Annotated in this window: 10 protein-coding genes; 7 read left to right on the top strand and 3 right to left on the bottom strand. The window is 66.7% G+C overall.

What is annotated here, in order from left to right:
* The first annotated feature begins 6 nt into the window (after positions 1–6).
* From folC to HWX22_RS11490, 5 genes are all read left to right on the top strand, one after another.
* The gene (gene folC, locus HWX22_RS11470; RefSeq protein WP_175915662.1) at positions 7–1,317 is read left to right on the top strand and encodes a bifunctional tetrahydrofolate synthase/dihydrofolate synthase; all 1,311 of its coding nucleotides are present in this window, start codon (positions 7–9) and stop codon (positions 1,315–1,317) included.
* A 29-nt stretch (positions 1,318–1,346) separates the two neighbouring features.
* Entirely contained in the window at positions 1,347–2,195 is an 849-nt protein-coding gene (locus HWX22_RS11475; RefSeq protein ID WP_175906425.1) for an SPOR domain-containing protein, read from the top strand.
* 6 nt (positions 2,196–2,201) lie between these two features.
* A complete protein-coding gene (locus HWX22_RS11480; RefSeq protein ID WP_059524763.1) occupies positions 2,202–2,696 on the top strand; it encodes a CvpA family protein in 495 nt (164 codons plus the stop codon).
* Between the two features lie 51 nt (positions 2,697–2,747).
* On the top strand, positions 2,748–4,280 hold the full coding sequence (gene purF, locus HWX22_RS11485; RefSeq protein ID WP_059818804.1) for an amidophosphoribosyltransferase: 1,533 nt from the start codon (positions 2,748–2,750) through the stop codon (positions 4,278–4,280).
* 258 nt (positions 4,281–4,538) lie between these two features.
* Entirely contained in the window at positions 4,539–5,729 is a 1,191-nt protein-coding gene (locus HWX22_RS11490) for an O-succinylhomoserine sulfhydrylase (RefSeq protein WP_059525647.1), read from the top strand.
* A 96-nt stretch (positions 5,730–5,825) separates the two neighbouring features.
* Here the strand turns inward: HWX22_RS11490 and HWX22_RS11495 are convergent, their stop codons facing one another.
* Genes HWX22_RS11495 through HWX22_RS11505 form a run of 3 tightly spaced genes read right to left on the bottom strand, consistent with a single transcriptional unit; the run spans position 5,826 to position 8,924 of the window.
* Positions 5,826–6,791 carry an NAD-dependent epimerase/dehydratase family protein gene (locus HWX22_RS11495; RefSeq protein WP_175915663.1) on the bottom strand — a complete coding sequence of 322 codons (966 nt, stop codon included), beginning with the start codon at positions 6,789–6,791 and terminating at the stop codon, positions 5,826–5,828.
* Positions 6,778–7,824: a GDP-mannose 4,6-dehydratase gene (gmd, locus tag HWX22_RS11500; protein ID WP_059524769.1), complete on the bottom strand. Its 1,047-nt coding sequence runs from the start codon at positions 7,822–7,824 to the stop codon at positions 6,778–6,780. The genes HWX22_RS11495 and gmd overlap by 14 nt, the downstream gene beginning before the upstream one ends.
* 35 nt (positions 7,825–7,859) lie before the next feature.
* Complete coding sequence (locus HWX22_RS11505) at positions 7,860–8,924, bottom strand: acyltransferase (protein WP_175915664.1); 1,065 nt, start codon at positions 8,922–8,924, stop codon at positions 7,860–7,862.
* A 185-nt stretch (positions 8,925–9,109) separates the two neighbouring features.
* On the opposite strand from HWX22_RS11505, the gene HWX22_RS11510 reads away from it, so the two are divergent.
* Positions 9,110–9,313, top strand: coding sequence for a hypothetical protein (locus HWX22_RS11510; RefSeq protein WP_175915665.1), 204 nt, complete (start codon positions 9,110–9,112; stop codon positions 9,311–9,313).
* 104 nt (positions 9,314–9,417) lie between these two features.
* Complete coding sequence (locus HWX22_RS11515) at positions 9,418–11,610, top strand: hypothetical protein (protein WP_059818807.1); 2,193 nt, start codon at positions 9,418–9,420, stop codon at positions 11,608–11,610.
* Positions 11,611–11,638: the final 28 nt, after the last annotated feature.

The following is an 11,638-nucleotide window of genomic DNA, read 5'->3' on the forward strand; positions in this document are numbered from 1 at the left end:
GATCCGATGAGCACTTTTCCCACTCTCGACGCGTGGCTTTCGCATCTCGAACGCGCGCACCCCGTCGGCATCGACATGGGCCTCACCCGCATCGGGCAGGTCAAGGCGGCGTTGCAGCTCGAATTCGCGTGCCCCGTGATCACGGTCGGCGGCACGAACGGCAAGGGTTCGACCTGCGCGTTCCTCGAGGCGATCCTCGTTCATGCGGGCTACAAGGTCGGCTGCCATACGTCGCCGCACCTGCTCGAATTCGGCGAGCGCGCGCGCGTGAACGGGCAGCAGGTCAGCGACGCCGAACTATTGCCGCACTTCGAAGCCGTCGAGGCGGCGCGCACGTCGCTGCCCGAGCCGGTGTCGCTCACGTACTTCGAATTCACGACGCTCGCGATCCTGCACCTGTTCGCGTCGCGCGGGCTCGACGCGGTGATCCTCGAAGTCGGCCTCGGCGGCCGGCTCGATGCGGTCAACATCATCGATACCGATTGCGCGATCGTCACGAGCATCGACATCGACCACACCGAATACCTCGGCGACACGCGCGAGAAGATCGCATTCGAGAAGGCAGGGATCTTCCGCGCGGGCAAGCCGGCGATCTGCGGCGATCCCGCGGTGCCGAACACGCTGGTCGAGCATGCCGAAGCGATCGGCGCCGACCTGTGGCTGGTCGGTCGCGATTTCCGCTACGAAGCGCAGCCGGGCGCCGAGCGCCAGCAATGGAGCTACCTCGGCCGCGAGAAGCGCTATCCGGCGCTCGCGTATCCGGCGCTGCGCGGTGCGAATCAGCTGATCAATGCATCGGCCGCGCTGGCCGCGCTCGAGGCGCTGCGCCCGGTGCTGCCGGTTTCCGCGCAGGACATCCGGCTCGGGCTCGCCAACGTCGAACTGCCGGGGCGCTTCCAGGTGCTGCCCGGCAAGCCGGCGATCGTGCTGGACGTCGCGCACAACCCGCATGCGGCGGCCGTGCTCGAGCAGAATCTCGGCAACATGGGCTTCTTCCCGTACACGTACGCGGTGTTCGGCGCGATGCACGACAAGGACATCGATGGCGTGTTGCAGCATCTGAAGGGCGAGATCGACCACTGGTGCGTGACCGACCTGCCGCTGCCGCGCGCGGCGAGCGCGGAGCAGCTTGAAGCCGCGCTGCGCAAGGCCGGCGTGGAGGAGGGGGCCGATTCGAGCGTGACGCGGTTCGCGTCGCCCGCCGAAGCGTTTCGCGATGCACTAAAAAGAGCATCCGAGAATGATAGAATCGTGGTTTTCGGCAGTTTCCATACGGTGGCAGGTGTGATGGCCTACCGGAAATCGCAGCAACACTGACTGACGGGCAGTTTCGGACTCAGCCATTCATGGGAATTTTCTCGTTCGGCAAGAAAGACGACGACGCGCCCCCGCGGCGCGGCGGTCGTACCGGGGCCTCCCGGAACGTGCGCACGGAGCGCACTGAACGCGTCGAGCGACGCACGCGCCGCACCGAGCGTCCGGAATCGGACGCACTGCTCCTCGATCCGACCCTTCCAGAAAAGCAACGCGCCCGCCGGCGTCTCGTCGGCGCGATCGCGCTCGTCGTCGCCGCGGTGATCGTGCTGCCGATGGTGCTCGATTCGCACCCGAAGCCGGTGACGGACGACATCGCGATCGACATCCCGAACCGGCCCGCGCATCAGGCGGTGGCACCACGCGACGACGATGCGTCCGACGTGCAGGCGGGCGTCGCGCACGACGAACCGCCGGCATCCGATGTCGCCGTGGCGGCCGTGCCCGCGCCCACGGCCAAGGATGCAGCCAAGCCGGCCGCGAAGCCCGATACCACGACCCCGACGACCACGGCGAGCGTGACGCCGCCGAAGCCCGCTGCGAAGCCGGCCACGGCCGCACCCGCACCGAAGCCGGCCGCGCCGAAACCGGCGCCCGCGACGGTCGCGAACGCCGATGCCGCGGCCGACAGCGGCGACGCATCGTCGCCGGCGTCGCCGGCCGGTGCGCGCTTCGCGGTGCAGCTCGGTTCGTTCAAGGATGACGCAACGGCCCGTTCGTGGGCCACCAAGTTGAAATCGGCGGGGGTGCCCGCATATGTCGAGCATCGCAAGCAGGCGGATGGCAGCACGGCTACACTGCTGCGTGCCGGCCCGTTCGCGGATCGCGCGGCGGCGTCCGCCGCGATCGCGAAGGTGCGCGAAGCCGGACTCACGCAGTAACGTGCGATGCTGACGGCTTTCGACTACGCTGTATTGGCGGTGATCGCGTTGTCTGCGCTGCGTGGCGCATGGCGCGGTTTCGTCTCGGAGATTTTCGGGTTGATCGGCTGGATCGCGGCGATTGCGATCGCGGCCCGCTATGTCGGACTGGTCGTGCCGTATATCCCGGCGAACTGGCCGGGCGGTGCGCTGACACAGTGGGTGCTGGCGTTCGCGCTGATCGTGATCGGCGTGGTGTTCGTCGCGGGTGTCGCGAACGCGCTGTTGTCGCGAATCGCGCAGGCGACGGGCCTCGGCGGAGTCGATCGCTCGCTGGGCATGATGTTCGGGCTCGTCCGCGGCTGCGTGCTGGTGGTGCTGCTGGTCGCGGCGGCCGGGCTGACCGAATTGCCCAAACAGGATTTCTGGCGCAATGCGCTATTGCGTCCTTTCGCCGAACAGGGCGTGCACGAGCTGAAGCAGCTCCTGCCCGACGGCATGGCCCAGTATGTGCGCGTGTGACGACGCGGCCGGGCAGGACGGAACCGATTTTGTCATCTTGAAGGACATGCCATGTGCGGCATCGTAGGTGTTATCTCCCAATCCCCGGTCAATCAGCTGATCTATGACAGCCTGCTGCTGCTGCAGCATCGCGGTCAGGACGCAGCGGGCATCGCGACGGCGGACGGCAGCAATTTCCACATGTACAAGGCGAACGGCATGGTGCGCGACGTGTTCCGCACGCGCAACATGCGCAGCCTGCCCGGCACCTTCGGCATCGGCCAGGTCCGTTATCCGACGGCCGGCTCGGCGTCGAGCGAAGCCGAGGCGCAGCCGTTCTACGTGAACGCGCCGTTCGGGATCATCCTCGCGCACAACGGCAACCTGACGAACTGGGAACAGCTGAAGGACGAGATGTTCCGGATCGACCGCCGGCACATCAACACCAATTCCGACAGCGAAGTGCTGCTCAACGTGTTCGCGCACGAGCTGCAGCTGTCGACGACGGGCCTCGAGCTCGATCCGGCCGCGGTGTTCAAGGCGGTCGCGGGCGTGCATCGCCGCCTGCAGGGCTCGTACGCGATCGTGTCGCTGATCGCCGGCTACGGCCTGCTCGCGTTCCGCGATCCGTTCGGCATCCGCCCGCTCTGCATCGGCAAGCTCGAGACCGAACACGGCACCGAGTGGATGGTCGCGTCGGAGTCGGTGGCGGTCGAAGGCATCGGGTTCGAATTCGTGCGCGACGTGCAGCCGGGCGAAGCGATCTTCATCGACAAGGCCGGCAACTTCCACAGCCAGCAGTGCGCGGAGCACCCGACGCTGAATCCGTGCATGTTCGAATACGTGTATCTCGCGCGTCCGGATTCGTGCCTCGACGGCGTGCCCGTCTACAACGTGCGCCTGCGCATGGGCGATTACCTCGCCGAGAAGATCAAGCGCGAGCTGCCGAACGTGCCGATCGACGTCGTGATGCCGATTCCCGATTCGTCGCGTCCGGCCGCGATGCAGGTCGCCGCGAAGCTCGGCGTCGAGTATCGCGAAGGCTTCTTCAAGAACCGCTACGTCGGCCGCACCTTCATCATGCCGGGCCAGGCCGTGCGCAAGAAGTCGGTGCGCCAGAAGCTCAATGCGATGAGCATCGAGTTCAAGGACAAGAACGTGCTGATCGTCGACGACTCGATCGTGCGCGGCACGACCTCGCACGAGATCGTGCAGATGGCGCGCGATGCGGGCGCGAAGTCGGTGATCTTCGCGTCGGCGGCACCGCCCGTGAAGTTCCCGAACGTGTACGGCATTGACATGCCGACGCGCGGCGAGCTGGTTGCCCACGGCCGCACCGACGATGAAGTCGCGAAGATCATCGGCGCCGATTACCTGATCTATCAGGACGTCGACGACCTGCGCCGCGCGGTGCGCGACATCAACCCGAAGCTCGAGCGCTTCGAGGCGTCGTGCTTCGACGGCAACTACATCACCGGCGCCGTGACGCCCGAGTACCTCGATGCGATCGAGCGCGCGCGTCTCGCACCGGCGTCGCAGGCCGATCGCGACACGGCCGGCGATGCCGCGCGTTCGCAGATGAACCTGCAACTGTCGGTCGAGTGATGCCGGCGCACGCTTCCGACGAAGCGTGATAGGATGTCGCCTTGCGTCGATTTGATTCAGCTTGCGGACGCGGGGCGACTTCCCAAAACAGCTAAAGCGAAGGCCGGCGGCAGCCGGCCCGAGTCGATCGCTGTCGTACCGCACCGAAGCCCGCTGATGCCGACGCATAGCGGGCTTTTTGTTTTGGCCTGATTTTGTGGCTGGGTGCGCGCCCGATGCATGACCCGCGGCGCGACCCTCGAATACGGAAAACGGAACATGGACGACTCCCTCAACTTCGACACGCTCGCCGTGCGCGCGGGCACGCTGCGCAGCAACTTCAACGAGCATTCGGAAGCGCTGTTCCTCACGTCGAGCTTCTGCTTCACGAGCGCGGCCGAGGCGGCCGAGCGCTTCGCGAATTCGGAAGACTATTTCACCTATTCGCGCTTCACGAACCCGACCGTTACCATGTTCCAGGATCGTCTCGCCGCGCTCGAAGGCGGCGAGGCCTGCATCGCGACAGCGTCGGGCATGGCGGCGATCATGTCGGTCGTGATGTCCGCGCTGCAGGCGGGCGATCACCTCGTCAGCTCGCGCAGCCTGTTTGGCTCGACGCTCGGGATGTTCTCGCAGATCTTCAGCAAGTTCGGCATCACGACGACCTTCGTCGATCCGACCGACCTGAACGCATGGCAGGAAGCGGTGCGGCCCGAGACGAAGATGTTCTTCCTCGAAACGCCGTCGAACCCGCTGACCGAACTCGCCGACATCGAGGCGATCGGCAAGATCGCGAAGGCCGCGAACGCGCTGTTCGTCGTCGACAACTGTTTCTGCAGCCCGGTGCTGCAGCAGCCGCTGAAGCTCGGCGCGGACGTCGTGATGCACTCGGCGACGAAGTTCCTCGACGGGCAGGGCCGCGTGCTCGGCGGCGCGCTGGTCGGCTCGAAGGAATTCATCATGGGCAAGGTGTTCCCGTTCGTGCGCAGCGCGGGGCCGACGCTGTCGGCGTTCAATGCGTGGGTTCTGCTGAAGGGGATGGAGACGCTGTCGCTGCGCGTCGAGAAGCAGTCGGCGAACGCGCTCGAAATCGCGCGCTGGCTCGATTCGCATCCGGCCGTCGCGCGCGTGTTCTATCCGGGGCTCGAATCGCATCCGCAGCACGAACTCGCGAAGCGCCAGCAGAAGGCGGGCGGCGCGATCGTGTCGTTCGAGCTGAAGGGTGACACGCCGGAGCAGCAGCGCGCGAATGCGTGGCGCGTGATCGACGGCACCAAGCTGATCTCGATCACCGGCAACCTCGGCGACACGCGCACGACGATCACGCATCCGGCGACGACGACGCATGCTCGCGTCACGCCTGAAGCGCGTGCGGCCGCGGGGATCACCGAAGGGCTGATCCGCCTCGCGGTCGGTCTGGAAAACGCGGGCGACCTGCGCAACGATCTCGCGCGCGGCCTCGAGGGCTGAGCGCGGCGACAGGTTTCAGGGCCGACATGAGACGGGCCGCTCGATCAGATCGAGCGGCCCGTTTTCTTTTGGCCTGCGTCGCGCGCGTTGACGGAATCAGCCGACCTGCGCGGGCTGCGGCACGTCGCGCATCGCTTCCATCATCCAGCGCAGGGTGTCGTCGAGCGGCGTCACCGGCAGCTCGCCCACCGCGCGCCGCAGCTTGTCGCGCGACCCGCTCAGTCGCTTCACCTCGTTGTGCCGCACGAAACGCGGATCGATCGTCACGTCGATCACGTAACCGGCGATCCGCGACAGCATCGCCAGCACTTCCTTCAGCGAATACGCGCGCTCCGAGCAGACGTTGAACGTCTCGCCGGCCGGCGCGGCTTCGAGCAGCTTCAGATAGGCGGCCGTCACGTCGCGCACGTCGGAGAAATCGCGGCTCACGTCGAGATTGCCGAGCGAGATGCGCGGCGCATTGCGCGCATAGTGCGACACGAGTTTCGGCAGCAGATACGCATCGTCCTGGCCGACGCCGGTGTAGTTGAACGGCCGCGCGATCACGATCGGCAGGCGGTCGGCCCATAGCTTCGCCGCGTATTCCATCGCGAGCTTGCTGACCGCATAGTCGTTTGCAGGGGCGGGTGCGACGGTTTCGTCGAGCACGCCGGCCGTCGAATTGCCATAGATGTTCGCGCTGCTGGCGAGCAGCACCGCCGACGGACGACGGTCGAGGCCCGCGAGCGCGGCCAGCAGGTTGCGCGTGCCGACGATGTTGACCGCGTAAGTCTGCGACGGCTCGTCCTGCGCGACGTGCGCACGCGCAGCCAGATGCACGACCGCATCGGGGCGCGCATCGGCGGCCGCCGCGCGCATCGCGTGCGCGTCGAGCAGGTCGACCGGCAGCAGCGTGCAGTTCGCGAACGCCGGATCGTCCGGCCGCGCCGCGCCGGGCGCCACGGTGCCCCACACGTCGTAGCCGGCCGCCTCGAGGCGCTGCGCCATGTAGCGGCCGGTGAAGCCCGTCAGGCCCGTGACGAACGCACGGCGCGACGAGCGTCCGGCATCAGTACGTGTCATGGTGACGATTCCGCGTCAGGTCCGCTTCCACCATCATCTGGCAAAGCTGCTCGAGCGTCGTTTCCGGCGCCCAGCCGAGCTTGGATTTGGCCTTGTCCGCGCAGCCGATCAGCAGGTCGACTTCGGCAGGGCGGTAGAACTTCGGATTCACTTCGACGAGCACGTTGCCGTTCGATGCGTCGAGGCCGCGTTCCTGTTCGCCCTTGCCGGTCCATTCGATCTGATAGCCGGCGGCCGCGAACGCCATCTGCACGAAGTCGCGCACGGTCTCGGTGCGGTTGGTCGCGAGCACGTAGGTGTCGGGCTCGTCGACCTGCAGCATCCGCCACATCCCTTCGACGTATTCGAGCGCGAAGCCCCAGTCGCGCTTGGCGTCGAGGTTGCCGAGTTCGAGTTTGGTCGCCTTGCCGAGCTTGATCTTCGCGACGGTGTCGGTGATCTTGCGCGTGACGAACTCGCGGCCGCGCAGCGGCGATTCGTGGTTGAACAGGATGCCGCTGCAGCCGAACAGGTCGTAGGACTCGCGGTAGTTCACGGTCATCCAGTGCGCGTACAGCTTCGCGACGCCGTACGGGCTGCGCGGGTAGAACGCGGTCGTTTCCGTTTGCGGAATCGCCTGCACCTTGCCGAACATCTCGGACGTCGATGCCTGGTAGAAGCGCGTCTTCGGGCTCACCACGCGGATCGCCTCGAGCAGGTTCAGCGGGCCGATGCCGGTGACCTCGGCGGTCGTCGCCGGCTGATCGAACGACACACCGACGAAGCTCTGCGCGGCCAGGTTGTACAGCTCGTCGGGCTGCGTGCGTTCGAGCAGCCGCAGGCTGGAGCCGGCATCCGTCAGGTCGTGCTCGACGAGCGACAGGTTCGGGTGCGTGTCGACGCCGAGTTCGGCGATGCGCCAGAAGTTCACCGAGCTGGTGCGGCGGTAGGTGCCCGTGACCTCGTAGCCCTTGTCGAGCAGCAGCTTGGTCAGGTAGGCGCCGTCCTGCCCGGTGATCCCCGTGATGATGGCCTTCTTGCGAGTTTGGCTCATGGCAATGTCCTGGTCGAATCGATGGATTGAGAAATTCAGGCGGTCGTGCGCGCGGCGGCGGGCACCGTGGCGCGTGCGGGGCCGCGCGTCAGGCGCCGCTCGAAGCCGTACCAGCTCACGGTGGCGTACGCGAGCGTGATGGCGAGGGCGAGCGCGGCCGTGACGAAGCGGTTCAGGTGCAGCGGCCACAGCGCGTACAGCACGCTCAGGTGAATCAGGTAGACGGTGTAGCTGACGGTGCCGACGTACACGAGCAGCGGGTTCGTCAGCACGCGCTGGACGAAGCCGCGTCCGCGCAGCGCGATCACGACGATCGACGTGCACAGCAGCAGCGAGACGCTGTAGAGCGCGGCGTTCGACAGCGGCGTGTTCGCCGCGCGGAAACGCGGGAACGACAGGTGCAGCCAGCCGAGGATCGCGAGCGCCACGAGCGCGCCGACGATCGCGAGCGGATAGAACGGCTCCAGCGCGCGCCGGTCGCGGCGCAGCACGATCGCGAGCAGCGCACCGGCGGCGAGCAGGTCCATCCGGAACGGCGTCAGGTAGTAGATCGGCCAGAACGAATCGAACCACGGCGTCGCGATCGCGCGCAGCACGGGCGCCGCGACGATCAGCGCGGCGGCGATCCACAGCAGCGCGCGTTCCGAACACCACAGCACGACGAACGGCCAGAAGATGTAGAACTGCTCCTCGACGGCGAGCGACCACAGCACGTTCAGGCTGTCGTGACCGATGCTGCCGAGCGACAGCCCGATGTTGGTCGAGAAGAACGCGAACCACGGCCAGTGCGGCAGCCAGCTTGCGCCGAACAGCAGCGTCGACACGACCAGCAGCAGCACGTACGGCGGCAGGATCCGGCGCACGCGGCGCGCGTAGAAGTGGCTGAAGTACGACTGTCCGCGCGCCTTGCGATCGAGCAGGATGCCGGTGATCAGCAGGCCGCTCAGCACGAAGAACAGGTCGACGCCCATCCATAGCGGCGCCTTCAGCGCATGTTGCAGGAACACGGCGCCGACGGCGATCGCGCGCAGCCCGTCGAGCTGCACGATGCGGCCGTGTTGCGGCGGGGCGAGGTCGGCGGTGCGCGAGATGCCCGTCATCGCGCCGCTCCTTCGCGACGCGCGGCCGATGCCGTGGCGCGCCGCGCATCCGATGCGTGAACGTAATGCATGCGTTTAAATGAAATATTGAATCGAAATCGATTCTAGGGAAAAGAAATCGGCAAAAAAACGCATGTCATTTATCCGGCTGAAAAGATTCGAATGCCGATCGTTTCAATCGCGACATGAAAGGTTTGCAGGCTACGCGCCCCGGCGGGCGGGCCGGAACGGCATTTTCTACGGATTGCCGCATGAAAGGCGGTCGATATTTCCGCTTTGCCGGGCCAATTTATCGCTGTTCCGGCTCGATATTTCAGGTGGAAACATCCCCAAATATTTCCAAATTTCTTGTGATTATTTTTGCTTGTAACCTGCATCGCGACGTTTGAAACCTATTTAGCGACAGGGCATCGAGTGCAGGCAGCATGCCGCGCCGCCGGTCGCTTCCGCATCGAGTCTGGAGAGCGCATTGCGACGTCTGATTCTGGTTGGCATGACGGTATGCGCGGCGCTGTCCGCGAGCGCCGCATCGGCTGAAACCGTGTTGCCCGCGACCACGTCGTGGATCGGCAACACGTTCGGCTATGGCGACGGCAGCTGGACGCAGATCGACATTCGCGCGATCGCGGTAACGCCCGACGGCAAGGTGTATACGAACGCGCCGTGGGACGAGAGCGGCGCCGAGGCGAGCGTCTACCAGGACGGGAAGATGCTCGGCTTCGCCGGCGGCACGCACGGCTGGGGCAACCTCGGCGGCAACGCGGTCGCAGTGAACGGCAAGTATGCGTACGTCGCGATCGGCGTCGGCAACGAGCGCGGCCATCTGCAGTCGCCCGGCATCTGGCCGGACAAGGGCAAGCAGTGGTTCGGCATTTCGCGCCGCACGATCGGCGACATGAAGCAGCCGGCGCCGTTCCGCGCCGCGCCGCAGGTCGCGCCGGGCGGGCGCGCCGATGCCGGCCGCGCGCGCATGGCCGCCAGCTTCATGATGGTCAACGAGGTGCCGGCCCCGGCCCGGTCGGAAGTGGGCGAGGCGAAGGCGGAAGTCGGCGGCCTCGCGGCCGACGACAAGACGCTGTTCTCGACGAATCCGTCGCATGACGCGGTGGACGTGTACGACGCCGAGACGATGCAGAAGAAGGCCACCTGGAGCGCGCATGAGCCGGGCCGCATCGCGCTCGCCGGCGACGGCACGCTGTGGCTGCTCACCGATACGATCGGCGGGCCCGCGCGCCTCGTGCACGTGCGCGCGGACGGCCGCAAGCTCGACGACGCGCCAGCGCTGCCCGACGGCACCGAGGCGGTGGACGTGGCGGTCGACGCGAAAGGGCGCGTACTGGTCGCGGACAACGGGCCTCGGCAGCAGGTGCTGATCTTCTCGAAAGGCGGCAAGGGCTATGCACCGTCGGGCACGCTCGGCGAGCGAGGCGGAATCTTCGCTGGCCCGGTGCCGGGCCGTCCGGGGCCGCAGCGCTTCAACGGGCTGACGGGCGTGGGCGTCGATCGCGCGGGCAACGTGTATGTGTCGATGAACGGCATCGGGCCGCGTCACGACACGATCGGCGCGGGGCTCGGCGCGGTGCTCGAGAGCTATACGCCGGACGGCAAGCTGCGCTGGCAGGTGCAGGGGCTGCTGTTCGTCGACGGCGCGTGGCTCGACCCGGCGCGGCCGAACAGTGTGTATACGGGCAACAAGCGCTTCGAGCTCGATTTGTCGAAGCCGCCCGGCCAGGACTGGAAATACGCCGGCTTCCTGTCGAACCGCTTCAAGTATCCCGACGACCCCGTGTTCCACACGGACCAGTATCCCGGCATGCCGTTCGCGCGGCGCGTCGACGGCCGCACGTTCCTGTACCTGACCGACATGTACGCCGACCACCTGAAGATCTACCGCTTCGACGCGAAGCGCGACGGCGAGGTCGCGATTCCGTCGGGCTTGATCGCGGGCCGCGCGCGGCCGGTCGACAAGGTGCCGAACAAGCCGCCGGGCGGCGACTGGATCTGGCGCGACGCGAACGGCAACGGCCGGCTCGACGAGGACGAATTCACGACCAACACGACCGGCAAGGCAAAGGCGGGCGGCTGGGGCTGGTGGGTCGACACGAAGGGCGACATCTGGCGCACGAGCGACGTGCGCGGAATTCATCGCTTCGCCTACGGCGGCGTCGACAAGGCCGGCAACCCGATCTACTCGTACGACAAGGTCACGACCTATCCGATGCCGCAGCCGTTCACGCAGCTGCGTCGCGCGATCTACGAGCCGCAGACGGACACGCTGTACGTGACGGGCTACACGGCCGACGCGCCGCCGCAGCCGGGCATCAACAAGGAAGTCGGCCGCGTGCTGGTGCGCTTCGACAAGTGGTCGACCGGCTCGCCGGTGGTGCGCTACACGGTCGCGCTGCCGTGGCAGCTCGACGCGAAGCCGATCCTCGACCTGATCGGCATCACGGTCGAAGGCCGCTACATCTTCACGGTGGAGCCGGTCGGCAAGATCCACGTGTACGACAAGGAAACCGGCAAGGAAGTCGGCGTGATGAGCCCGGGCGCGGAGGTCGGCAAGGCGTCGGGCTGGGTCGACGTGCCGTTCGGCATCAGCGCGTTCCGGCGCGAGAACGGCGAATACCTGGTGTTCGTCGAGGAAGACGCGCGCGGCAAGGTGCTGATGTATCGCTGGAAACCGTGACGGGCGGCGCGCCGTCGTCGTTGGCGTC

The sequence above is a fragment of the Burkholderia sp. BCC1638 genome (genome assembly GCF_902833195.1).
GTDB lineage: Bacteria > Pseudomonadota > Gammaproteobacteria > Burkholderiales > Burkholderiaceae > Burkholderia > Burkholderia diffusa.

Bases quoted from the DNA above. Each gene is read 5' to 3' on its own strand.
- folC (WP_175915662.1), top strand. From the start codon at position 7: ATGAGCACTTTTCCCACTCTCGACGCGTGGCTTTCGCATCTCGAACGC.
- HWX22_RS11475 (WP_175906425.1), top strand. From the start codon at position 1,347: ATGGGAATTTTCTCGTTCGGCAAGAAAGACGACGACGCGCCCCCGCGG.
- HWX22_RS11480 (WP_059524763.1), top strand. From the start codon at position 2,202: ATGCTGACGGCTTTCGACTACGCTGTATTGGCGGTGATCGCGTTGTCT.
- purF (WP_059818804.1), top strand. From the start codon at position 2,748: ATGTGCGGCATCGTAGGTGTTATCTCCCAATCCCCGGTCAATCAGCTG.
- HWX22_RS11490 (WP_059525647.1), top strand. From the start codon at position 4,539: ATGGACGACTCCCTCAACTTCGACACGCTCGCCGTGCGCGCGGGCACG.
- HWX22_RS11495 (WP_175915663.1), bottom strand. From the start codon at position 6,791: ATGACACGTACTGATGCCGGACGCTCGTCGCGCCGTGCGTTCGTCACG.
- gmd (WP_059524769.1), bottom strand. From the start codon at position 7,824: ATGAGCCAAACTCGCAAGAAGGCCATCATCACGGGGATCACCGGGCAG.
- HWX22_RS11505 (WP_175915664.1), bottom strand. From the start codon at position 8,924: ATGACGGGCATCTCGCGCACCGCCGACCTCGCCCCGCCGCAACACGGC.
- HWX22_RS11510 (WP_175915665.1), top strand. From the start codon at position 9,110: ATGAAAGGTTTGCAGGCTACGCGCCCCGGCGGGCGGGCCGGAACGGCA.
- HWX22_RS11515 (WP_059818807.1), top strand. From the start codon at position 9,418: ATGACGGTATGCGCGGCGCTGTCCGCGAGCGCCGCATCGGCTGAAACC.